Below are 23,583 nucleotides of genomic sequence, written 5' to 3' on the forward strand. Positions count from 1 at the left end.
ATGACCAGCCAAACCTTGGCATTTTCCCTTGATGCACAGTCATTGGAGAGAATCGAGCAGAAGTTCCAGGAGAAGGTACGTTTTGCAGAGGCCCGCAAATCGGAATTGTTTCATGTTTTTCAGCAGGAGCTAACGCATGAAGAGGCATGGGCGTTGAAGGTTGTCTATGCCTATATGCCGGTAAACGACATGGCTGATTATAACGGGGACTTGTTCTTAAGTCATGTGCGACGGGCTTTGGACACTCGCAAACGTGTGCCTTGGGGAGAACGCGTTCCTGATCATTTGTTCCTTCATTTTGTACTGCCTTATCGCATAAATACGGAAAATATTGAAGATTTTCGCGGTTTGATCTATGACGAATTAGCCGAGCGGACAGCGAAGTTATCCATGGCTGATGCCATTCTGGAGACCAATTACTGGTGTCATGAGAAAGCGACCTATATTGGCAGTGATCTGCGCACGATATCACCGCTGACGATGATCCGGAATGCTCGTGGTCGATGCGGCGAAGAATCTACGCTGGCGGTGGCCGCTCTTCGCAGCATCGGTATACCTGCCCGTCAGGTCTATACGCCGCGCTGGGCTCACTGCGACAGCAATCATGCTTGGGTAGAAGCCTGGGCAGATGGTCAATGGTATTACATCGGGGCATGTGAGCCGGAAGCCCGTCTGAACCAAGGATGGTTCAGCCCGCCAGCCCGCAGGGCCATGCTGATTAATACAAGGATCTATGCCGACTATCCCGGACCAGAGGATATTACGCTCTCGGAAAAGGGATTTACGGAAATTAATTTGCTTGAGAACTATGCGCCCACACGCAACATCTATGTGAAGGTGAAAAATGAACAGGGAGAGCCCGTACCCGGCGCGAGTGTTCGTTTTGAGCTGTACAATACGGCTGAATTCTATCCGATTGCCGAAATTAGGACGGATGCACAAGGGGAAGCGACCTTTAAGACTGGCTGTGGTGACCTTTTGATTCGTGCAGTTAGCGGCGGCAAGTGGAGTGAGATCCTATTCAAGGCTCAGGAAAAAAAGGTTATCGAACTGGTGTTAGACTCGGCAGAGCAGCCTACAGGGAGTGCAGATTTCGATATGGTCCCTCCGCCTGAAGGGAAAGGAGAGGTCGGGACTGCGTTACCCGAAGAGAAGATGCAGGAACACAACCGTCGTCTGGAGGAAGGAGCGCAGATCCGTGGCAGGTACGAAGACACTTTCCTGAGTGAGGAGGAAGCTGTCTCGTTAGCTAAAGGGGTTGGACTTCCCTCCGTTTACGTGTATGGGATATTCTCCGTAAGGCACGGGGGAACAGCCGGGAAATTGCTGCTTTCCTGGAGGAACGTTCCAATCCATACGGTGAGTGGCCGCTCCGGTTGCTGGAGTCGATGAATGAAAAAGATTTAATTGATACTTTTCGCCAGACGCTGGATGATCATCTGATCGGTGCGCTCTCGCAGCAAGGATCTTGGGCGGAAGATACATTTGTGAGATACATCCTGTGTCCGCGGATTTCCTATGAGATGCTGGTCCCTTATCGAGGTATATTCCACAATGCCTTTTCGGCAGATGAGGCGGCAGCGTTCAGGGAGAATCCCTCGACACTTGCCCGAATGCTGGAACAGCAATATGAGTACTATGAAGATCTTCCTAATCTAAAAGGCAAAGGGAATCCAATAGGGACGTTTAGTCTAATGAAGGGAGACTCTAAGTCGCTGGATATTTTGTTTGTAGCTGTATGTCGCAGTTTGGGTATTCCAGCCCGATTACATCCGAGCGCACAGAAACCACAGTATCTAAGTGACAAAGGCTGGGAGGATGCAGTGTTTAGTCTCACCTCACCTCAAACTCAAAAGAGCACAAGCTGGGGAATGCTCCATCTTCATAGGGATATAAAAGTTCCGCAGGATACACCTGAAGCATCTTATTTCGAAAATTTCTCGTTTGCCCTTCTGGAAGATGGCGTCTACAAGACGTTGATTTATCCTTATGGCAGTACGGATGTCTATAGTGAGCCATATGAGGTTGAGGCAGGAGCTTATCGCTTAACGACAGGCATTCGGATGAAAGATGGAACGGCAAAAGTACGATTCGTTTACTTTACCGTGAACGCTGGAGATACCACTGAGGTTGTCTTGTCTTATCGTGAGACTGAGGTTGATATTCCTGTACTGGGTAAACTGGCACCAGGAAGTATACTGACCCGTCTGGATGGTACAGAGGTAGAACTGGAGGAACTTCTGGGATCGGAGGGTGCCATTGCTGCCTGGATTGAACCGGAGCGGGAACCGACCAAACATCTGATTCGTGAACTGTGCGAGCTGGCAGAGCCGCTGGATAAGTTGGGTATTCCAATCGTACTCATGATCGGAGATATGGAATGGAACGCTTCTTTTGACCCTGTTGGTTATCCAAAGCTGCCTGTACGTACGGTTTTTGTACAAGATTCCAGTTATGCTTCCTTGTCTGGCTTCATTTCGAAGCCTGCGGCTTATGAAGCGGGTTATCCACATCTATTTGTGCTGGATACTCTGCATCAAGTTCGTTATTCGGCTTCCGGGTACAAGATTGGTACCGGGAAGGAAGCCTTGCAGATTGCTGCTGCGATATCTCAATCATCGATTGGATCGGAGTGAAGAGAGTGATGAAATATATTGCTGCGGGTTATGCCGTTGATTCAGTTCTTCCTGACATGACACATGAGGATCTGTCGAAGTTAACACATCTGAACATAGCCTTCGGACATGTCAAGAATGATGCAATCACTACCGAGCATTTAAAAAATGGCCATGTGATCCAGAACATCAAGCTGGAGCATCCAAATCTTAAAGTGCTGTTGTCTGTAGGCGGATGGAGCGCTGGCGGTTTTTCCGAAGCCGCCTCAACCCAGGCGGGAAGGGACAGCATGGCTGCATCGGCGTTTAGGGCGCTGGAGGAATATCCTTTTGACGGGATCGATCTGGACTGGGAATATCCTTGTTACGGTGAAGCCGGTATTGCATCCAGCCCAGATGATAAACGGAATTTCACCTTACTTCTCAAAACAATGCGGAAGGCACTGAGTGCGAAGGGAGAAGAGGATGGCCGTCATTATCTGCTCACCATTGCAGCAGGGGCTGATCAATACTACGTTGATGGTACAGAGATGGCCGAGGTGCAGCAGTACCTGGACTACGTGCAGTTGATGACCTATGATATGCGCGGCGGTTTTCAGGTTCTGACCGGACACCATACGAATCTGTACACGCCAACAGGAGATCTGTTTCGAATTAGTACGGATGCTTCCGTGGCCCTGTTTGTTCGCGCTGGTGTCCCGAAGGAGAAGATTGTGATCGGAGCTGCGTTCTATTCCCGGATCTGGAATGAGGTTCCTGACCGAAACCACGGGCTCCATCAAATAGCTGGTAGCACAGGCGGCTACGGTCCGTCATTTGCCGAGCTGGAAGCGAAGTACATTAACAAGAATGGTTACAATCGTTATTGGGATGAGGAAGCCTGTGCACCATTTCTGTTCAATGGGTCCAGCCTCATATCGTATGATGACGAAGAATCGATCCAATGCAAATGTGCTTACGTAAAGGAGCAAGGTCTGGCCGGCATCATGTTCTGGGAGTACGGCTGTGATCCGACTCACCGTTTGCTGGGTGCAGTACATCAAGGGCTGAAGGTTCTTCCGGCTGGGGAAAGCGGATAAGGCCGCCGGGCGCGACGAATCAGATTATTTCTTCGAACTAAAAACATACGAAGGGGCCGTCCTATACGTCATGAGCATGACGTATAGGACGGCCCCTTGTTTGCGTTATTTTCTAATGAATCAGGCACTGTTATTCGCTCTCATATACATTGTTTACTGTTCTGAGATGTAACCATCACAGAGACGATATCTCCCTTTATCCAGTACATTCCTCGTCATCATCATCCGGGGAATCGGCGGAGCCGTTGGGACGGTGCATTTTACGGTATTGCCCTGGGGTATAACCCGTCTCTTTTTTGAATTTGCGGATGAAGTTTGGTGTATCCAGGTAACCGACACACGTGATGATATCTTTTAACGGATCGGTAGTATGCAGTAATAGTCGAATGACCTCATCCATCCGTTTCTGCCAGATATATTGGGTAAAGTTCATGCCGATCTTTTCTTTGAAAGAACGACTGAAATAGGATGAAGAGATCGTGAATTTCGATGAAATCGTACCTAAACTGAGATCATAATCAGAGAAATTGGCATCGATATAAGCAACGATTTCATCCATAAGAGAGCTTTCTTCCGTCTCACTCTTCGCCTCGACATGGGCGCAGATTTCGGCGGCGAGGCCTGTCAGTTTTTTCTCCAAATCCTCCAACGAGTCGTAGGAAGTGATCCTTGGAAGTTGATCAACCACATGATGGATTCCAAGCTCCGAAGCGGTTTTGAGCATGGTATTCAGAATATCAAAGCAGATGCAACGCAGCAGCGGTACAGACGGCATTTCGGATTTCAGGGTATTCAACGCAGTTGACACCATCTGAACCGCCACATCATAGCTGCCTTGTTTCAAGCTCTGAACCAGCTTTAATAACACATCCTTAGGGACCCAGAAGGAAGAATCCTGTACATCGGAACCGGAAAGGTTGTTAAAATATGTACTGGTGCCCTGTCCATGCAGCATCGATGCTTCCAGAGCGGTCGAGGCCTCAATGTAGGATTGATTCAGCTGTTTCGGATAAGTGTACCGATTGCCTATCCCGATTGCGGGCGCGACCCCGGTGTGTTCTGTCACCATCCATTGCAGTTTTTCAACGATAGGCTCCATACGGGTATTCAGGCTACCTTCATGCTCAATTTCGGCATCGAATCCCACGATAAGGGCCAATTGGTCTGCCTGTGGCAGCTCTACGCCGTAAGCATAAGCGGACAACTCGGGCAGCTCCACATCGTTCATCAGCTGCATGACAGTAGGTTGCTCGGGGTTATCACCGATAGGAAAAGCATGCATTTCCCAGCCCATGATCATGACAAAATAATGGGATCGGTTAAAGCGTATGCCAAGCTTATCCGTAAACTCAGAGGGAAAATCTCCGGTGTGACCGTGCTTCAGCAACATGAGCAAAATATGATTGCGAGCATAGGGCTCCTGAAGATCTACGCGCTGACTATAATCATGCAGTGTTTTTTTAATCCATTCCAGCTCGTTGGTGGTGGAGGATGGATCAGGATCATTCTTCAACCGAATGAACTCCATTAAGTCTGAAATCGGATGGTACTGTCTTCGGGCCAACATAATGGCGAGGAACGTGCCCATCACCACCATGAAGGAGAAAACAAGAACAACAAAGGTGCGAATATGAACGATTCGGCTAAAAAATTGGTTGCTGGGCATAGCGGTTACATAAGTCCAACCCGCATCCGATTTAACGGATACAACCGAATGTGGTTCTTGATTTAAGGAGATGCTGTGCGTTCCGGGTTCAAGAGCAAACAGAGCGTTAACTTCCTGTTCGGATATGATTTCTCCCTTGTAATTGGCTGCAAGTACTTGCCCGAAATTATCGAAAATATAAGTCATCCCGTGATAGTCGCTGAGGATGGAATCAATTAGGCCCGTCAGATTGGACTCGTGAATCAGGTACATGACGGTTCCATGGGCGGGCGTATTGTTAGGTGCAATCGGTACAAGGTAGGCCAGCATGGAATTGGGTATTCTGGTTCCTTGGACGACCTGCTCCGCTGGACGTATCGTGGGGGACTGTACGTTATTCAAATCCCGGATCATGTCTGTTTTGTTCCACGTAGTAAATTTGTAGCGACCAGTGAATACATCCAGGTTCTCAGAGCCTTGAGAAGAATAGATGTTATCATCTCCACGGAAGAACAGGAATAACTCATCGATAATGGAACTGGTGGCTTTGTATTTGACCAATGCGCCGATTGATTCCCGACTATAGTACGGATGGTGGGTCCAATACCGCGTTAACTGCTCATCGTAGGCGATGCGAAAAGCGATGTCTTGGAGTTCCTTCATGCGATCATCAATGACCGTTTTGGCTTGAGTGAGCTGATTGACATTGGTCTGTTCAATCTCTGAACGGAGCGTGTCCACAGCGTTGTGATAAATAATGATGGTTAAAATAACAAGAGGGATAAGGAAAATGGAGATATAGGATAGTGTGTACTTAAACAGAAGCTTGGACTTGAAGTGATTCCATTTCATATCTGCAACCTCCCGTTTTTCTTTCGTGCTGCAGCGATAGCGCTATCATATGGGCAGTGAAGGTATTGCCAAGATGGTAGCTGCTGGGGTGTTCCTTCTAAAAATACTAGGAGAACTACTCTAATAAAGCAATGGTTCTTTTATAAATTCCAGTGCAATCCGTAAGAAAGATATAGTTATAGCAAAATCCCCTCAAAGTTCACTCATTTCCTTATGCTACCACACAAGGCTTTTCAAAGAGTATCTACTTTAAGGGGATAATTTTAGCTGATCATATATTATATTTTCTATTACTGAATATAGGAGTTAAAACGATTATTCGTTCAGAGGTTCATAGTCAAACCAATCGAAACTTGCAGGTGTAGACTCCTCCGATGGAGCATAAGCGTACATGGCGATCATCACACCAGTGAAACCACTCGCCACTTCGGTAGATAACAGATGTGTTTCTCCTGAACCCACTTCAATGGCATCGGATGAACCTTGCTGGTAGAGGAACGTGAAGTGATTACGGTCAGCCTTGATTTGTAATACAACCGGCCCCTTGTCACAGTCAAGCACCTGTTCGGTTCGCATAGAGCCGACGGTTCGTCGCAATACGATTTTCTTCTGCCCATCGACCTGTGTTACAGCCAAATCGTAATGATATTTATCATTCATAAATAAGGTTAATCCAGCTTCCTCACCGCTCGCATTTGGCTCATAATACAGCTCGGTGGCCGTATTGCATAAGAAATGGCTCAATCGACGCCCAACAAAGGCTGGATTTCTACCCTCATCGAGCGATACCGAATTCCCCCGCAGGATGAGTTGTCCGGGATTTTCTGTGAGTGTCCAACTATTCGGAGCCGGGTTCCGCAAGAAGATCCAGTTCATGTCCAAGGTTGGTTCGTCAAAATGATCCCGGGCAGCCTGAGGTGACCAAGGGTGCTGAGGCAATGAAGGTCCAGTCATCACCGGTTCAATATGTCCATCAACACCAATTGTCGGCCAATCGTTATCCGTCCATGTGACAGGTGCCAGGAACGTTTCACGTCCCAGATGGTGCCGCATGGGGTAACCTGCTGGACGAAGGCCAAGACATACGGCCCACCAGCTTCCATCCTGGATCTGGATAAGGTCTGCATGTCCAGTTGCATGGATACTGGTTTTCATGCTTCGATTGGACAGAATTGGATTATGAGGACACGGATCAAATGGTCCGTATGGCTCTGTGCTTCGAGCAATGGTCTCCATATGACCATACTCGGTTCCACCTTCGGCGATCATCAGATAGTAGAGGTTATTTATTTTATACATGTGGGGAGCTTCGGGGGCTGCGCCTCCGGTTCCGGTCCAGATTAATCGGCTATCCGTTAGTCTGGCTCCGGTCGTGATGTCTATCTCACACTGATAGATGCCCTCGCCTTCATCGCCGTTACAGGCCGTTTGAAAATACACATGTCCATCTTCATCAAAGAGAAAAGAGGGATCAATGCCGCCCTGATCAACAAAAATCGGAGCAGACCATGGTCCCTCGGGCTGGGCACTACGTACATAAAAATTCCCGCCGCCGCTGACATTGGTTGTTGTCATATAGAACCAGCCATCATGGTACCGCAGTGTTGGGGCAAAAATGCCGCCAGAGTTGCCTGCGTTTGCTAGAGGGAGTTGCTCCGTTGTTGTGAGGACATGGCCGATCTGTCGCCAGTTCACAAGGTCTTTGCTATGGAAGATGGGCACGCCAGGAAAATATTCAAAGGTACTGGTTACCAGATAATAGTCTTCATCTACACGGCAAATACTTGGATCCGGATAAAACCCCGGAATGACCGGATTGGTATATTTCATCATGTTATGCTCCTATTCATGTCGAAAGTGTAATATGGACCTGGACGTATGAGAGATATCCTTGCTACAAGGGGCATTATATCGTCTTCAATCATTTCCAACCTTGATTTTTCGGTCCTCGAATAGCATGATATAGACATTCAACCCAACATGGTTTGCGGAGGGGAATGCTTTTGAGTAATGCATATTTGAGATGGTTTACCTCGGATCATCAACAATTTCCGTTTTTTATTCAGTACGGTGGACATGTTGAGGACATGGAGCTTCATAATCATATGGATTTTACGGAACTTGTGATTGTTCTGAATGGTCATGCAACCCATGTGGTGAACACCGAAGAATTTTTTATTAAAAAAGGGAACGCATTTGTGATTAATGGCGACACCCATCATGCGTATAAAGACCCTCATGATTTTAGGATCTGTAATATTATGTTCAGTCTCGAGATGCTTGCTTCGGCCGGTCCCGATCTGAGAAAATCTAACGGCTTTCAGGCGTTGTTTGTTTTGGAACCGTTTTATCGTAATATTCAATCATTTCCGAGTAAACTTTCGTTATCCATTTCCAGTCTGGAGTATGTGGAATCACTGATATCGTTCATGATTGAGGAGTATCAGAGTAAACAGCAAGGGTATCAGACGATGTTGATCTCACGTCTTACGGAGATGGTTGTTTATTTATCGAGACAATATGATACGCAGGAGAAAGGGATTGAAGGTAATAATCTGATGCATCTGGCCAATGCCATTTCATTTATTGAAGATCATTATCTGGAGCCACTGTCGTTGGAGGATATTGCGGGGAAGTCGAATATCTCCATAAGGCATCTGAACCGGATTTTTCGATCCTATTATCAGATGACCCCGATCTCTTATCTGCAGAAGTTGCGTCTGGAGAAGGCTTGTCATTTGTTGAAAAACGGGAATCTGTCCATCACGGAAATTTCGTATGAATGTGGATTTAACGACAGTAATTATTTCACCCGCCAGTTCAAGAAAGCCTTTGGTAAGTCTCCCAAAACATACAGGCAGAATCATTAACACCCGAATGAATATGATGTGTGAGCCGGGAGAGGTGAACAGAAATTCTGGGCCGAGATTCGCCAACGTATAAATCCAAAAAAATAAGCAGGACCATCTTACGAGGAGGTCCTGCTTTCGTATTTTCAAGGGTTTTTAATAATCCAGAAGCCGTCCGTGATCATGCCACTGACCGTACATTTTATTTTCCTTTGTGTTGGTTATGAACTTATCTAATCTGCTCTGGAATAATGCTGGCTGATTCTTAACACTTTGGATCGTATCGATCCGAACGTTTTGATACAGGTTAGGGAAGGCCATGAAATTTGCATAAACCTGATGGTCTTCTTTCAGCCTTTGTTCGATCACACCATCAATTATGAAAGCATTTGGCTCCATAACAGGAAGAACCTCTCTACCCTCGTCATGCATGAAGCCCAACTTTTCAAGTCGACGGACACGTTCCTTGTTCAATTCTGTCCATGAGCTACGTTTGCTTCGGGGAGATAATCTCTGTGCCAATCGAGTCTCGGATATTTTCTTTTTGACCCCATCGATCCAGCCAAAGCATAGCGACTCCTCAACCACATCCAAATACAGCAGAGTATCCGGAGTGGGTTTCAAGCTAACCATGACCCAGCAAGATTTCTGGACTTTTCCATGCTCCTGCAACCAACTTCTCAATTCTTCCCTCGATGTCACGGGGATACAATGTACATTCTCCATCGCATCGTTGTCTATACTTGAGCCGGTTCTTGATACCAGAAGAGAGAATAGTCGTTCATGACGGAGGCATGCCCCAACTGACGCAGCATGGTAGACACATTGCCTCGGTGGTAGGTCCCGTGATTGACCAGATGGAATACCATTTCCGATAAGCTGGTTTCGCGGACGCCGGCAAATGGATTATCGAGCAGCACGGTTTGTTCAAGATTAGTTTGGCCTTGGAGCCATTCGCTGTATTGTGCCGACAGATCGGCAAACATTTGCATGTACTCATCTATTGAACCGTGAATTTCACCATTGAGAGGCATGCATGCCTGGAGTGCCTCGGGCATACCGGTGCCCGTTAACACCAGATACCACATCTTATCCACTGCGTAGATATGGCTGAGGGCATGGGCGATGGTTGGAAATGAACTGTTCACTTCCTGACTCAGCACAGAAGAGGGAAGTTCTTTGATTCTGTTCAGGATGGTTTGATTAGCCCATGCGTTGTAGTTATACATTTGTTCCGGATGATTCATGAATGATCGTCTCCTTTAATTTGGCGAGGGATGTGGTTACTTACTAAAATGATTATAAAAAAAGAAGTATGACAACAGCGTGTCATACTTCTTCATAGAGTTTAAGTGCGTCTCGAAGCTGTTCTTTCAGAATACCTCGTAATTCAATCGGTTCAAGCACCTCAGCGCCACTTCCCAAACTAAGCAGAAACGACCATAACCACTTGGCTTGTAACGGTTGATAAACCGAGATGCGCATCGTCATACTTCCATCCTCGTGAAATTGCTTATCTGCCTGTTGAAAATGGTCCATGGCTTCCGCTAGCGCTTCCGGGTTCACCCGAAATACAACATCACTTACCTGATCTTGCCATGATGGATCTGACACAACATTCTCTTGGGGAAGCTCAAGGTGGGGGTGGAAGTGTTCCGATGTCAGTTGCACGTTCATCATCCGGGACAGTCGGAACTCGCGATAATCCTGCCGTGTCTGGCAAAATCCGTATACATACCAATTACGATATTTAAAATGAAGTCTTAAAGGTTCCAGATGGCGGGGTGTATGTTCATTCTTTGTATTGATGTAGTCAAAACGGACAACCTGATGATCCGTAATCCCTTTACGCAGATGAGGAAGGGCGTCAGGTTCTGTTCGGCGAGTCTCCAGATCCACCGACAGACTTGAGGTTTGATGCTCCGGTCCAATCGTTTGCAGACGTTCAATCGTGCCTTGTGCACGTGCATCTTCGAATACTGTGGATAGACTGCTCAGGACCGTGATCAGGGAATCCACATCATAAGAACCGAGCAAGCTTTTATCCATCTTGTATCCGTCCATCATGCCGTAGCCGCCTTTGAGTCCCTGATGGGAGACGACCGGGAAGCCGGCGGCACAGATTACATCAATATCCCGATAGATCGTTCTTGGGGACACCTGAAACTCTTCCGCCAAGGTGGAAGCAGACAATACTTCGTGGTTCAGCAGTTTATATATGATTGAGATTAATCGCTCCAATTTCAAAAGGTATCCCCGCCCGTTATTCCATTTTGTCATTACAGGCCATTATTATATCACAACAAAAAAAGAGTGCTGGATAGCACCCTTTCGAAGACACATGATTGTTGTTGTGTTGAACAGTTACGTTAGCAGATCGGTCGAACTTCATATCGAGTGAATAGTCAGAGATGGCTCTACTCTTCTTGCACGTTATAGAGAACCCGAGCGAGCAGATTCTGTCCATAGTTTCCAAAGTTTTTGCCAAAGATTGTTAAGCCCCGTTTGTTCAAAGGTCCGTCGGTAACCGCAATGCGGAAGTGAATATCGCTTTTGTAATCCAGCCCAATCTGGTCCAGCGTTACATCCGAGATACGACATCCGTCGATATAGCTGCCCTCTTGCGTAATCCGAATCAGCTTCAGCATGCCGTACTGATTCAAGTGCGGAGGCCACCATTCAGGATTAAAGGTACCGCGTGTATTGCCAAAATCCCCCGGACTTGTCCAGCAGCCAATCTCAATCCCATTGACATAGAAGTAAATATCCGAAGGGTAATTGTCACAAAAGCCAGGGGCCTCCGAACCCAGTTCCATCGACAACTGAATTTCGCTAAAGGACTGATTAGGTTTGAGATAGTTTGGAATCCGATACTCGAGATAACCTTCGGCCAGCCAGATCATCTCCGCATCAATTCGTAGTGGATCAGCAAAGTACCGCGGATCATCGAACTCTCCAACAATGCTGTCCCGGGTAGCGAGACCACATGTAGGTGCGGCCTGATAATCGCTGTAATGACCGACCTGAATTTCCACCTCATAACGATTGTTAATCTCTTGTGAACGCAGATCAACCATCAATTTTTCCTCATTGAGATAACATATCTTCTGGATTCCATGTTTGCCAACAGCGGTGTTGATCTCGATCAATCCGCTCTCTTCAAGCTTCTTGATGTGCATTGTGATGGCACCATTGCTCAGTCCCAGCTTGGTTGCAAGATCATTGAGATTAAGGCTTTGGTTCTTGGCCAGCAGCTCAATGATCTGAATCCGGATTTCCGAACTGAGCGCTTTGAAGATATTCACACCCGACATCAGATCTTTAATATAAATCATAGGTGGATTTCCTTTCCCCGTTCTGAACAAAGTCTTCGACACAGACATTTGCACATTTATATGTTTTATTTCAGATAATTATAAATCATTCCCTCATGGAAGGGAAGGGTGGAGAAATAGAAGCCAAAACCCTTGTGTATAGCGCAAATACGAATATATAATCTATATTTAGTTCACTATTCCGGTTAAAATAAGTGTTAATCAGTTCACATATATTTGAAATATACCATTGAAATGTCATGTAACCGCTTTTATAATCCTATTATACCTAAATTGATTCATTACTTCATGAACCTAATTAACCATTTGATCGGAAAGGTGGAGTTTGGTTTGGAAAAGTTAAGCAATGTGAAGAGGGTTATGTGGAAACGGTTGGCGTTACCGGCATTACTTGTGATGGTATTACTGCTGGCAGGTCAGTCAAAAGCTTTGGCGGCGTTCTGGAATCTGACCGGAGATACCGCTGTTCATGATCCGTCGATTATCAAAGAGGGCAGTTCCTGGTACACTTTTTCAACCGGCCCGGGTATTCAAGTATTGAAATCCGATAATGGATCGTCCTGGTATCGTGTTCCACAAATCTTCTTAAGTAAGCCATCCTGGTGGGCTTCTGCCGTTCCGGGACAAAGCGGATTGGATGTATGGGCACCGGACGTAGAGCAGTATAACGGAAAAGTGTGGCTCTATTATTCGATCTCGACCTTTGGCTCCAATCGGTCTGCGATTGGTCTTGCGTCTGCGAACAGCATTGGAGCAGGGCAATGGAAGGACGAAGGATTGGTGCTTCAAACCACGACCGCCAATAATTACAATGCCATTGATCCGAATCTGGTCATTGATGCTTCAGGCAATCCATGGCTGGCTTTTGGTTCGTTTTGGAGCGGTCTGAAGATTGTCAAACTGGACAAAAATACGATGAAACCGACAGGAAACATAACTTCCATTGCGGCGCGCCCGAATAACGGAGGTGCTATTGAAGGACCAAGTGTTGTATATCGTGGCGGCTATTATTACCTGTTTGCTTCCATCGATTCTTGCTGCCAAGGGGTGAACAGTACCTACAAAATGGTCTATGGACGTTCGACCAGCATAACAGGCCCTTATGTGGACAAAAACGGAGTCAATATGCTGAATGGTGGCGGGACGGTACTGGATACAGGCAATGTGAAATGGAAAGGTCCAGGTGGTCAGGACGTGTACAACGGCAATGTCATTGCACGACACGCCTATGATGCAGAGGATAATGGCAATCCGAAATTGCTGATTAATGACTTGCTTTGGGACTCGAATGGCTGGCCGAAATATTGATTTATTTTAGATAAATATAAAATGTTTTATAAAAGTATTGACTAAAGTGATCTGGATTTGATAAATTTAACAACAGAAATCTTATTTCATCCAATTGAATACGGTTACAAGTCCAGATCAGGAGGGGTTCAGATGGTAAAGAAAAAGAGTTGGGTCACATTTATGCTTCTTATGCTGGTAAGTGCACTGGTACTTGCGGGCTGTGGAGGAGGCAGCAGCGGTGCAAATGGGGACAAGGAGTTAACGTTTATGTTCCGTGGGGGGACAGATGAGCAGAAAGCATACCAAGCGGTGGTCAAGAAATTCGAAGAAGATCATCCGGGTGTGAAAGTCAAAATTATCGTAACGGCTGCGGATCAATATGCAACCAAGCTGAGAGCGGCAATTACCGGCAACAGCTTGCCTGACGTATTTTATATCAATCCGGGCGACGTGAAGGCGTATGTGAACAGCAATGTGCTGATGAACCTCACTTCGTATATTGAAAACAATCCGGATGTGGATCTCGATAATATCTGGAAATACGGCGTGGACCTGTACCGTTATGATGGCCAAATGGCAGGACAAGGTGACATCTATGGTATGCCGAAGGATCTGGGGCCATTTGCACTGGGTTACAACAAAACGTTGTTTGAAAAAGAGGGCATCCCACTCCCTGACAAGGATAAACCATACACATGGGAAGAGTTCATCAAGGTGAACCAGCAAGCGACCAAGGATACCAATGGAGATGGTAAACCGGATGTATACGGTACTGGATTCAACGTACAGTGGGCCCTGCAATCCTTTGTATGGAGCAACGGTGGGGATTGGTTGGATGAGACCAAAACAAAGGTAACAATTGATGATCCAAAATTCGCTGAAGCCTTGCAATTCTTCGCGGATATGCAGAACGTATACAAAATTACACCTTCCATTGAGGAAGCGCAAACATTGGATACGTATCAACGCTGGATGAAAGGTGAAATGGCTTTCTTCCCAGTAGGCCCATGGGATATGAGTACATTTGAGAAATTACCTTTCGATTATGATTTGCTGCCATTCCCTGCGGGATCTACTGGTAAATCGGCAACGTGGATCGGATCTCTGGGAATCGGAGTATCCGCGAAAACGAAACATCCGGAAGAAGCGGCAGCATTGGTGAACTACCTAACGGCTTCGAAGGAAGGCATGCAGCAACTGGTAGATGCCAAGGTACAGATTCCGAACTTGCTTGATATGGCAGACGAGTGGGCCAAAGATACATCCACGAAACCAGCCAACAAACAGGAATTCATTGATATTGTTGAAGATTACGGCCGGGCACTGCCAGGTAACTACACGTACAATGCAGAATGGTATGACCTGTTCTTTACGGACATCCAGCCGGTATTGGATGGCAAGATTACAGCCGCAGACTATGTGAAGCAGCAACAACCAAAAATGCAAAAACTGCTCGACAAAGCGGTTGAACAAGAAAAGAAATCTCAGAAATAGTAGATAGGAAAGGGTGATGCCGGCAGCCTGCAATCATGCTGCTGGCATCATTCGTATTGGAACTTATTGGATTCCATACGGGCATGTGGCATTCGTTGATCGGCAAGGTTCAATCGAAGAATGCCACATGCTGATACTAGAAACAGGGGTGAACGCCGTGATTACGAAATCGAGTTTGTATCGCAAAGAGATGCTGTACGGATATCTGTTTATTTTACCTCCGATTCTTGGATTGCTGATCTTTGTCATGTTCCCGTTCCTCTACTCCCTTTATGGTTCCTTTACGGATTGGGACGGACTGGGACAGATGAACTTTATCGGTTTGGCCAACTTCAAGGATTTGCTGACGGATGACCTCTTCTACAAAGCGATGTTTAATACATTCTTCCTGATGCTCGGTATTCCGATTGGATTGTTGCTCGCATTGTTGCTGGCAATGGGTCTGAATCGTAAAATTCCCGGCACCACGACATTCCGAGTAATCTATTACATCCCGGTCATTTCTTCCCTTGCTGCCGTGTCCATCATGTGGAACTGGGCGTACAACGGGGATTACGGTCTGGTGAACCAGTTCCTTGACCTGTTTGGGATTAAAGGGCCTAACTGGCTTGCGAACAAAGACACGGTCAAACCAGCTCTGATTATTATGACAGTGTGGAAGGGTCTGGGATACACGATGTTATTGTACTTGGCGGCACTGCAAAGTGTATCACGTACATACTACGAGGCGGCTGAGCTGGATGGAGCCAATGGGTTCCAGATCTTCCGCAATATCACCTGGCCTATGGTGAAGCCAGTTACCTTTTTCCTCATTGTTACAAATATTATTGGGGGTTCCCAGATCTTCACCGAGATGAACATTATGACACCTACGGGTGGTCCCGAATATTCTTCGGCATCGATCGTTTTCTACATCTGGCAGAAAGCCTTCAGTAACTTGCAGATGGGTTATGCCTCAGCGATGGCCATGATTCTTGGTATTTTCATTTTTGTCATTACCCTGGTGCAATTCAAAATGAACGAAAAATCAGCCTATGATGGGGATTGATTGTCAAGGAAAGGAGTGAACCGGAGATGTCTTACAGTCAAAAGAGGAAATTAACAAACTCGATCATTTTTATCGTACTCGCGATTGGTGCGATTGCGATGATTGCACCACTGATCTGGATGTTGTCCACGTCATTGAAGGAGAAGCAGGATGTGTTCGCGCTTCCGCCTGTATGGATACCTGAAGTATTCCAATTTGGAAAGTATAAAGAAATCTGGGAAGCAGGCCCGCTGCTCAGCGGGATCAAAAACAGCCTCATCGTTGCGGTGAGTGTAACTGTGGTGGGTACGTTTACGTCCAGTATCGCTGCCTTTGCTTTTGCCAAGTTAAGATTCCCACACAAAAACAAACTGTTTCTCGCATTGCTGGCATCCATGATGATTCCTTATCCGACAGTCATGATCCCACAATTCATCATGTTTGCAAAGCTGGGCTGGGTGGATACGCTGTTACCACTGATTGTTCCTGGCCTGTTCGGTAACGTCATCATGATCTTTTTCCTGCGTCAATATCTGCTTAGTGTGCCTGATGCGATTATTGAAGCAGCAAAAATCGATGGAAGTTCCTACTTCCGGCTGTACTCCAGTATTACGTTTCCACTCATCAAACCGGCGATTGCTGCACAGCTGATTCTCTGGTTCATGGGCATCTGGAATGATTATCTGGCACCGATTATCTATCTGAATTCACCGGAGAAGCAGACGTTACAGCTCGTTATCGCGAACTTCAATGCCACGTATGCGATTCAAACCGATTACCCACTTATTATGGCGGCGTCGATTGTAGCCCTGTTACCGGTATTAATCATCTTCCTGATCTTCCAGAAACAGATTATTGAATCGGTTGCCATTTCGGGAGTCAAGGGATGAACCAGCGGAAGAAATTCCGGCGGTGGTCGAATTCAGGAAAAGGAGTGGTTGCTTCCATGTTGTTATTGATGGTTGTTGGAGCTACGGGTTGTTCAGGAGAAACGGTGTCCCGTCCGGTCTTTCCTGAAGCTCCTCAAGATACTCAGTTGTATGACACCTCCATTTTGGACGATGAATCACGCTGGACGGTGAACAATGCGCATGATCCGGCCATTATCAAAACAGACCAGGGATACTACGTCTATTCCACAGACGTTCGTGTAGCAGGAGAAGCGAAACCCGGCGTCATGGTACGCAAATCAGATGATCTGATCCTCTGGAAGTGGGTAGGTCAGGCTCTGCCGGGTATTCCGCAAGAAGCGCTGGACTGGACAGGTGCAGTCAATCTGTGGGCACCCGATGTGATCCAAGTTGGCGATACCTATCGGATGTATTATTCGGCTTCTTCTTTTGGCAGTACCCAGTCGGCCATTGGTCTTCAGACATCCTTATCTCCCGAAGGTCCATGGACAGATGAAGGACTGGTTGTAAAAACTTCTGCGAATGAACAGGACAAATTAAATGCCATTGATGCCAATCCCATCGTAGATGCCGAGGGCAATTCGTGGATGGTATATGGTTCGTTTTTTGATGGAATCTATATTGCCCCACTCGATCCGGATACCGGGAAATTCAAGGACGAGGGTTATGGTACTCGCATTGCTGCTCGGGATCGTGCAACTGAAGAGGGCGCAGTGGAAGGTCCATACATTGTGTATAACCCGGAGTTCAAAAAGTATTATCTGTTCGTCTCCTATGATTCCTTATTCGAGGACTATAACGTGCGGGTTGCGCGTGCCGATTCAATCACAGGACCGTATACGGACATAAACGGCAATAACATGCTGGATACGGAGTATCTGCCGCAATATGAGATCGGCACCAAAATTCTCGGCAGTTATCGCTTCACAGAAGGTGAAGGCTGGGTTGCGCCTGGACATAACTCCGTGTTGAAGGACGGAGACGATTATTACATCGTGCATCATGCACGGGGTGAGACGGATAAAAACTGGCCATATCTGCATGTACGCAAAATGTTATGGACGAAGGGCGGCTGGCCTGTCGTTTCACCTGAACGGTACGCAGGTGAGACCACACAGGATATTCCGAAGTCCATGATTGCCGGGGCGTGGGAAGGAATGGCACTTGATCCGTCCGTGGAAGGGCAGATTCAAGCCGTGCCTTATACCCTAACAAGCAACGGTAAAATTAAAAGCGAAAAAGGTTCAGGAACCTGGACCCTTGATGACAAACAAACACTGACACTGAAGTGGAAAGAAAGCCCATGGGGCGGAGCCTCCACAGAAGAGCTGAAACTGCTGCCGTCCTGGGACTGGGAGAGAAGCCAGCCCGCGCTGGTGGTGACAGGTCTTAATGACAGCGGTGTGGCGGTCTGGGGCAAGCAGATCAGCGCAGCGGAGGAGTAAGGGGGCGAGCAGCGAGCGCGGTAAGAGCGAGCTGCCGCTCTAAAGGTGCACAAGCAGTGAGGGGGAGGAAGGAGCCGCAGGAGCGAGTTTGGCATCCGATTTCAACCGCCAGGAGCGGTGATAAAAAGAAATCGGAGGACAAGAGAGCGCCAAGGTCCTACCACCCCCGAACGTCCGCTGTGCACGACAAAGTTGGCCTATGTCTGAGGCCAATAGTGCACTAAATATGGGGAGAGTTGACCCTGCGAAGCGGTCAACCCCATAAGACCGAGCCAACAAAAAGGCTCAAAGTGAGGTTGTAACCCAGCCGAGCGCGGTAAGAGCGAGCTTCCGCTCCGAGGGTGCACAAGCAGTGAGGGGGAGGAAGGAGCCGCAGGAGCGAGTTTGGCATCCGATTTCAACCGCCAGGAGCGGTGATAAAAAGAAATCGGAGGACAAGAGAGCGCCAAGGCCCTGCCACCCCCGAACGTCCGCTGTGCACCACCCAAAAAGGTTTTCGCTTTTTTCGCAATTGGGTTACATTCCCCAACTTCGAGCCAAACAACATTTGAAAGAAAGGGGAGCATTCCCATGACTGATTCTATTACATTTACTAATCCTATCCTGGAGCAGCGCGCTGATCCGTGGGTGTACCGTCATACAGACGGGTACTATTACTTTTCCGCTTCCGTACCAGCCTTTGACCGGATCGAGATCCGGCGAGCAGAGACGTTGGAAGAGTTAAGAGATGCTGAGCCGGTAACGGCCTGGACCAAGCGTGACACGGGGCCGATGAGTGCCAACATCTGGGCACCGGAGATTCATTTTATCGATGGCAAATGGTACATACACTACGCTGCGGCTCACACCAGTGAGACCAACGAAGGACTGTTCGATCACCGGATGTATGTTCTGGAGAACGATTCCGCGAATCCACTCGAAGGAGATTGGGTAGAAAAGGGACAGATTTACACACGGTGGGAATCTTTCGCACTGGATGCAACAACCTTTGAACATAAGGGGATTCGCTATCTGGTCTGGGCGCAGAAAGATCCTGATATTGTGGGCAACTCCAACCTGTACATTGCCGAAATGGAGAACCCATGGACGCTACGCGGCGAACAGGTTATGATCTCTACGCCAGAGTATGATTGGGAGATCATCGGCTTTAAGGTCAATGAAGGAGCAGCCGTGATGCATCGGAATGGGCGTTTGTTCATCGGCTACTCGGCAAGCGCGACCGATTACAATTATTGTATGGGTCTGCTCACCGCAGATGAAAATGCCGACTTGCTTGATCCGGCTAGCTGGGTGAAATCACCCGAGCCTGTATTCCAGACTTGTGAAGCGAACGGCCAATACGGTCCGGGGCATAACAGCTTTACGGTGTCACCGGATGGCAAGACCGATATTCTGATTTATCATGCGCGTAATTACAAAGACATCGAGGGTGATCCCTTGTATGATCCGAACCGTCACGCCCGTGCTCAAGTGATTCATTGGCGTGAAGATGGCACACCTGATTTCGGTGTTCCGGTTCCAGATGGCAGCGCAGTAGCTGAAGCAAAATAAGAGGTAATGAAACCTTGAATACGAGAGCCCTTAGTTAGCGAGTGATGCTGATTAAGGGCTCTTTTGTATGTGAACGATAAGATGGAGTGCCTGAACATATGTATCCTGGACACAAAACAAAGCAACCACAACGATGATTTCTGCGTATGAGAAAGATACAGATTACGATGCAGAACCTATTAGGAGGATCACATATGGATTCACGCGAGACGTTGGACTTGGAGCTTGAACAGATTTTGAAATGGGAGAAACAACAGAAAGACTTGTTTATTTGGGATAAAATCGGGCGTTTGCCCTTTGCGATGTTGGATAAAGTGATGCCTAAAGCGCTGAAACAGAAGATCGGCGATTCCCTGAATGACGTGGGTCAGTATGTGCAGAATGGGGGCAAGTTCCTCGTACAGAAGAAAAAAGTAGCCAAGCTGCTGCAAGAGGAAGCCGAGAAGTCCGGTTATTCCATGATAGATACGTCCTATCGTCTGGAGCAGGAAGCTGAAGCGGAGGGGACAGCGAAGATTCATAGTGTGGAGAATCTGCCACTTAAAGTGCTGGACCAGGTGGCTGATAACATTACCGAGAGCCGAACCAAATTTGCTGCGGCGCAGGGAGCAGCTACAGGGTTTGGTGGCATTGTAACTATTGCAGCAGATATTCCGATGGTGATGGGGCTTTCTCTGAAGGTACTGCAGGAGATGGCTCTATGTTATGGTTATGATCCGGATGAACCGCTGGAGCGTATCTTTATCGTCAAATGTCTGCAATTCTCTTCCGCCGATATTGTAGGCAAGAAAGCGATCATTGAAGAACTGGCCGCCTACGACGATCCGGACAAGCCAATTGAAGTGGTATCGCAGATGCAGGGCTGGAGAGAAGTATTTAATTCCTACAGTGAATCTTTTGGCTGGAAGAAGCTGTTCCAACTTGTGCCGATTGCCGGCATGGTATTTGGTTCAGTGAGCAACAAAAATACGATCCGTGATGTAGCTGAAGCAGGTAAAATGTTGTACAAAAAACGACTGATCCTTCAGCGTTTGAAGTAACATTACAGAAGAAATTATATTACAGAAGAATATTTATATTGAAAGAGTTGAATTTGATATGTTAAACAAACAGGGTTTCTATGATCTTTTGGATCGCAATAATATCGTTTACGAAAGTATTGAACATCCCGCAGTATACACGATGGAGGAAATATTCTCTTATCAAATTCCACATACAGAACGTATCGTTAAAAATCTGTTTCTGCGTGATGACAAGAAACGCAACTATTATCTGGTGACGATTACTGGAACGAAGTCCGTTGATTTGAGAAGTTTAAGCGAAAAGATACCTAGCCGCAAATTAAGTTTTGCCAGTGAAAAGGATTTGTTGGAGTTCCTCGGATTGGAAAAAGGGCATGTTAACCCTATGGGGGTTTTTAATAATATTCAGAAAAACGTGACCGTAGTTTTTGACAAGGATCTAGTTGGTCAGAAAATCGGAATTCATCCGATGGAAAATACGGCGACGGTATTCCTTGAATTTGAAGATGTGAAGGAACTAATTACAGCTCAAGGCAGCAACGTTGTCATGTGTGACGTGGAATAAACGGTTGAACTAAATACGAGAACAACAAATATAAAAAAAGGGTTCCTGCCAGTCTGTGAATACAGAGTTGGCAAGAACCCTTTTGTTATGGTTCAAGCATTTTATTCATACTGCAAATGTAAATGACTAAAGTGAAACCTAAAGAACTCAGCAGACGTTATTCGGCGATAGTTTACTAATTCTAATTGCTAAAGAATCTCAGACACGTTTTTTCTGCATTTCACACGCACAATCCAAGGTTTTCGGCCTTTTTCTCTGGAATAGCGTTGCTTAGATTCTTTAGATTGCGAAACCAGCAGTATTCGTTCAAATAAGTGCTGTCAGGTTCGTTAGCGCAAGATAACGTCTAATAAGGGCGATGCTGCCACGTAAGGATTGGATCTAGTATAGAATAAAAAGTGGACACCTGTTGATGTATTTTTTACTCTTCACTACCGTTTTCTTTCGCCCAGATATTGAGTAATTTATCGGATGGAAGCAAGAACGTGAAGATCCCGAGCAGGGGCAGGAAGCTGCACATCTGCATTACGGGTGATACACCGAAAACGTCAATCCAGTTGCCCAGCACGAGTGCGCCAAGGCCTCCCATACCAAATGCCAGACCTGTGATCAGGCCGGAGACCGTTCCGATTTTGCCCGGAATCAGCATCTGTGCGTACACAACCGTAACCGAGAAGCTGGATAACATGATAAAACCAATAATGGTTAGTAGTACGCCTGTCCAGAACAGATTCGCATAGGGCAGCAACAGAGCCAGCGGAGCAGCTCCAGCCATGGACAGGAAGATCAGGTTACGTTTGCCGAATCGATCTGCCAGTGGGCCTCCGAAGAATGTACCAAGTGCTCCAGCAGCCAGGAACAAGAAGATATAGATCTGCGCGTCCTCTGTGGATAATCCAAAAGTATCTTTCAGATTAAACGCGTAGAAGCTGCCAATGGAAGCGATATACCAGGAACGAACAAAGACAAGCAAGATCAATAGCGTAATGGCGGCAGTAATCTTTTTACGTAAAGCAGGATTGGGGGCACGACGGGCAGCAGCCTGTCTACGCAGGTATCCTCCCGATTGCAGCATGCGGCCATACCAACGGGCAATGTAGATCTGAACGGCAATCCCCATGGCAGCAATGCCTGTAAATCCAATGGCACCGAACAGTCCAAACGGGATAAAGATCCAGCGTGTAAGCAATGGGGCAAGGGACTGCCCGGCGTTACCACCAACCTGGAAGATGGACTGTGCGAGCCCACGGCGCTGACCAGCAGCCATATGGGATACCCGTGAACCTTCCGGATGGAAAGCAGCAGAACCTAGACCGACAAAAATAACGGAGATTAGGACAGCCATATAACTGTCAGCAAAGGCCAACAGCAACATGCCAGTAAATGTAAAACCCATGCCAATGGGCAGGATAGATGGCGTCGGTTTTTTATCTGCAAACCAGCCTACGACAGGCTGCATAATGGAAGCGGTAAAGTTGATAGCAAATGATATCCATCCGATTTGAGTATACGTGAGATGCATAGAGTCTTTCAAAATCGGAAAAATGGCTGGAATAACCGACTGGATCGAATCATTGAAGAGATGAACCAAACTGATGGCAATGAGTATCCGGTAAACGGTGCTTTGGGCATCCGATCCGGGTGGGGCTTTCGAACGCGCTGTGGCGTCCTTGGTTAGAGTGGATTGAGTAGACATGTACAATTCTCCTTTGGTCGCGGTCACGAGGGATCAGCGCCTGATGTTGTAATATATGCGTGTAAGCATATTGTTACATAATAGGATAGATTGATTGGACCGACAAGGGGAACAAGGGAAAACGTTGATGAATTCAACTCTATTTCCAAGGTGTTTATTAATAGCATTGCATTTACAAAATAAACGTATTACTTTAGCATTTACTGT

At 46.9% G+C, this 23,583-nt stretch carries 19 protein-coding genes; 12 read left to right on the plus strand and 7 right to left on the minus strand.

Annotation, left to right across the window (positions count from 1 at the left end; all coding sequences use genetic code 11):
* Genes MHB85_RS05960 through MHB85_RS05970 form a run of 3 tightly spaced genes read left to right on the plus strand, consistent with a single transcriptional unit; the run spans position 1 to position 3,694 of the window.
* Positions 1-1,392, plus strand: a complete 1,392-nt coding sequence (locus MHB85_RS05960) for a transglutaminase domain-containing protein (RefSeq protein ID WP_341072610.1) — start codon at positions 1-3, stop codon at positions 1,390-1,392.
* On the plus strand, positions 1,389-2,636 hold the full coding sequence (locus MHB85_RS05965; protein WP_341072611.1) for a transglutaminase domain-containing protein: 1,248 nt from the start codon (positions 1,389-1,391) through the stop codon (positions 2,634-2,636). The genes MHB85_RS05960 and MHB85_RS05965 overlap by 4 nt, the downstream gene beginning before the upstream one ends.
* A gap of 5 nt (positions 2,637-2,641) precedes the next feature.
* Positions 2,642-3,694, plus strand: a complete 1,053-nt coding sequence (locus MHB85_RS05970; RefSeq protein ID WP_192132961.1) for a glycosyl hydrolase family 18 protein — start codon at positions 2,642-2,644, stop codon at positions 3,692-3,694.
* A 196-nt stretch (positions 3,695-3,890) separates the two neighbouring features.
* On the opposite strand, the gene MHB85_RS05975 is transcribed toward MHB85_RS05970, so the two are convergent.
* On the minus strand, positions 3,891-6,191 hold the full coding sequence (locus MHB85_RS05975; protein ID WP_192132962.1) for a helix-turn-helix domain-containing protein: 2,301 nt from the start codon (positions 6,189-6,191) through the stop codon (positions 3,891-3,893).
* Between the two features lie 315 nt (positions 6,192-6,506).
* Positions 6,507-8,021, minus strand: a complete 1,515-nt coding sequence (locus MHB85_RS05980; RefSeq protein WP_192132964.1) for a glycoside hydrolase family 43 protein — start codon at positions 8,019-8,021, stop codon at positions 6,507-6,509.
* A 167-nt stretch (positions 8,022-8,188) separates the two neighbouring features.
* On the opposite strand from MHB85_RS05980, the gene MHB85_RS05985 reads away from it, so the two are divergent.
* A complete protein-coding gene (locus MHB85_RS05985; protein ID WP_445739028.1) occupies positions 8,189-9,061 on the plus strand; it encodes a helix-turn-helix domain-containing protein in 873 nt (290 codons plus the stop codon).
* A gap of 135 nt (positions 9,062-9,196) precedes the next feature.
* On the opposite strand, the gene MHB85_RS05990 is transcribed toward MHB85_RS05985, so the two are convergent.
* From MHB85_RS05990 to MHB85_RS06005, 4 genes are all read right to left on the minus strand, one after another.
* Entirely contained in the window at positions 9,197-9,766 is a 570-nt protein-coding gene (locus MHB85_RS05990) for a YdeI/OmpD-associated family protein (RefSeq protein WP_105600772.1), read from the minus strand.
* 11 nt (positions 9,767-9,777) lie between these two features.
* On the minus strand, positions 9,778-10,287 hold the full coding sequence (locus tag MHB85_RS05995) for a DinB family protein (protein ID WP_105600771.1): 510 nt from the start codon (positions 10,285-10,287) through the stop codon (positions 9,778-9,780).
* An 82-nt stretch (positions 10,288-10,369) separates the two neighbouring features.
* The gene (locus tag MHB85_RS06000; RefSeq protein ID WP_192132966.1) at positions 10,370-11,287 is read right to left on the minus strand and encodes a helix-turn-helix transcriptional regulator; all 918 of its coding nucleotides are present in this window, start codon (positions 11,285-11,287) and stop codon (positions 10,370-10,372) included.
* 170 nt (positions 11,288-11,457) lie between these two features.
* Positions 11,458-12,375: an ArsR/SmtB family transcription factor gene (locus MHB85_RS06005; RefSeq protein WP_017690213.1), complete on the minus strand. Its 918-nt coding sequence runs from the start codon at positions 12,373-12,375 to the stop codon at positions 11,458-11,460.
* Positions 12,376-12,735: 360 nt separating this feature from the next.
* Here MHB85_RS06005 and MHB85_RS06010 point away from each other — a divergent pair, with 360 nt between their 5' ends.
* From MHB85_RS06010 to MHB85_RS06045, 8 genes are all read left to right on the plus strand, one after another.
* Positions 12,736-13,683, plus strand: coding sequence for a glycoside hydrolase family 43 protein (locus MHB85_RS06010; RefSeq protein WP_192133217.1), 948 nt, complete (start codon positions 12,736-12,738; stop codon positions 13,681-13,683).
* Positions 13,684-13,815: 132 nt separating this feature from the next.
* Positions 13,816-15,159, plus strand: coding sequence for an ABC transporter substrate-binding protein (locus MHB85_RS06015; protein WP_091015542.1), 1,344 nt, complete (start codon positions 13,816-13,818; stop codon positions 15,157-15,159).
* Positions 15,160-15,316: 157 nt separating this feature from the next.
* Positions 15,317-16,207, plus strand: coding sequence for a carbohydrate ABC transporter permease (locus tag MHB85_RS06020; RefSeq protein ID WP_036611613.1), 891 nt, complete (start codon positions 15,317-15,319; stop codon positions 16,205-16,207).
* 26 nt (positions 16,208-16,233) lie between these two features.
* Positions 16,234-17,076, plus strand: coding sequence for a carbohydrate ABC transporter permease (locus tag MHB85_RS06025; protein WP_036611483.1), 843 nt, complete (start codon positions 16,234-16,236; stop codon positions 17,074-17,076).
* A gap of 56 nt (positions 17,077-17,132) precedes the next feature.
* Positions 17,133-18,542, plus strand: a complete 1,410-nt coding sequence (locus MHB85_RS06030; protein ID WP_192133219.1) for an arabinan endo-1,5-alpha-L-arabinosidase — start codon at positions 17,133-17,135, stop codon at positions 18,540-18,542.
* A 570-nt stretch (positions 18,543-19,112) separates the two neighbouring features.
* Positions 19,113-20,093, plus strand: coding sequence for a glycoside hydrolase family 43 protein (locus tag MHB85_RS06035; protein WP_091015540.1), 981 nt, complete (start codon positions 19,113-19,115; stop codon positions 20,091-20,093).
* Positions 20,094-20,287: 194 nt separating this feature from the next.
* Positions 20,288-21,133: an EcsC family protein gene (locus tag MHB85_RS06040; RefSeq protein WP_105600762.1), complete on the plus strand. Its 846-nt coding sequence runs from the start codon at positions 20,288-20,290 to the stop codon at positions 21,131-21,133.
* Between the two features lie 58 nt (positions 21,134-21,191).
* Positions 21,192-21,680 carry a prolyl-tRNA synthetase associated domain-containing protein gene (locus MHB85_RS06045; protein ID WP_341072613.1) on the plus strand — a complete coding sequence of 163 codons (489 nt, stop codon included), beginning with the start codon at positions 21,192-21,194 and terminating at the stop codon, positions 21,678-21,680.
* Between the two features lie 421 nt (positions 21,681-22,101).
* Here MHB85_RS06045 and MHB85_RS06050 read toward each other — a convergent pair whose 3' ends face one another.
* Positions 22,102-23,376: an MFS transporter gene (locus tag MHB85_RS06050; protein WP_036668794.1), complete on the minus strand. Its 1,275-nt coding sequence runs from the start codon at positions 23,374-23,376 to the stop codon at positions 22,102-22,104.
* Between the last annotated feature and the right edge of the window lie 207 nt (positions 23,377-23,583).

Origin of the sequence: Paenibacillus sp. FSL K6-4396 (genome assembly GCF_038002525.1) — a bacterium.
Taxonomy (GTDB): Bacteria; Bacillota; Bacilli; order Paenibacillales; family Paenibacillaceae; genus Paenibacillus; species Paenibacillus amylolyticus_B.

Bases quoted from the DNA above. Each gene is read 5' to 3' on its own strand.
- MHB85_RS05990 (WP_105600772.1), bottom strand. From the start codon at position 9,766: ATGGAGAATGTACATTGTATCCCCGTGACATCGAGGGAAGAATTGAGA.
- MHB85_RS06030 (WP_192133219.1), top strand. From the start codon at position 17,133: ATGTTGTTATTGATGGTTGTTGGAGCTACGGGTTGTTCAGGAGAAACG.
- MHB85_RS06040 (WP_105600762.1), top strand. From the start codon at position 20,288: ATGGATTCACGCGAGACGTTGGACTTGGAGCTTGAACAGATTTTGAAA.
- MHB85_RS05965 (WP_341072611.1), top strand. From the start codon at position 1,389: ATGAATGAAAAAGATTTAATTGATACTTTTCGCCAGACGCTGGATGAT.
- MHB85_RS06015 (WP_091015542.1), top strand. From the start codon at position 13,816: ATGGTAAAGAAAAAGAGTTGGGTCACATTTATGCTTCTTATGCTGGTA.
- MHB85_RS05980 (WP_192132964.1), bottom strand. From the start codon at position 8,021: ATGAAATATACCAATCCGGTCATTCCGGGGTTTTATCCGGATCCAAGT.
- MHB85_RS06045 (WP_341072613.1), top strand. From the start codon at position 21,192: ATGTTAAACAAACAGGGTTTCTATGATCTTTTGGATCGCAATAATATC.
- MHB85_RS05995 (WP_105600771.1), bottom strand. From the start codon at position 10,287: ATGAATCATCCGGAACAAATGTATAACTACAACGCATGGGCTAATCAA.
- MHB85_RS06025 (WP_036611483.1), top strand. From the start codon at position 16,234: ATGTCTTACAGTCAAAAGAGGAAATTAACAAACTCGATCATTTTTATC.
- MHB85_RS05960 (WP_341072610.1), top strand. From the start codon at position 1: ATGACCAGCCAAACCTTGGCATTTTCCCTTGATGCACAGTCATTGGAG.
- MHB85_RS05985 (WP_445739028.1), top strand. From the start codon at position 8,189: ATGCTTTTGAGTAATGCATATTTGAGATGGTTTACCTCGGATCATCAA.
- MHB85_RS06050 (WP_036668794.1), bottom strand. From the start codon at position 23,376: ATGTCTACTCAATCCACTCTAACCAAGGACGCCACAGCGCGTTCGAAA.
- MHB85_RS05975 (WP_192132962.1), bottom strand. From the start codon at position 6,191: ATGAAATGGAATCACTTCAAGTCCAAGCTTCTGTTTAAGTACACACTA.
- MHB85_RS06010 (WP_192133217.1), top strand. From the start codon at position 12,736: ATGTGGAAACGGTTGGCGTTACCGGCATTACTTGTGATGGTATTACTG.
- MHB85_RS06035 (WP_091015540.1), top strand. From the start codon at position 19,113: ATGACTGATTCTATTACATTTACTAATCCTATCCTGGAGCAGCGCGCT.
- MHB85_RS06005 (WP_017690213.1), bottom strand. From the start codon at position 12,375: ATGATTTATATTAAAGATCTGATGTCGGGTGTGAATATCTTCAAAGCG.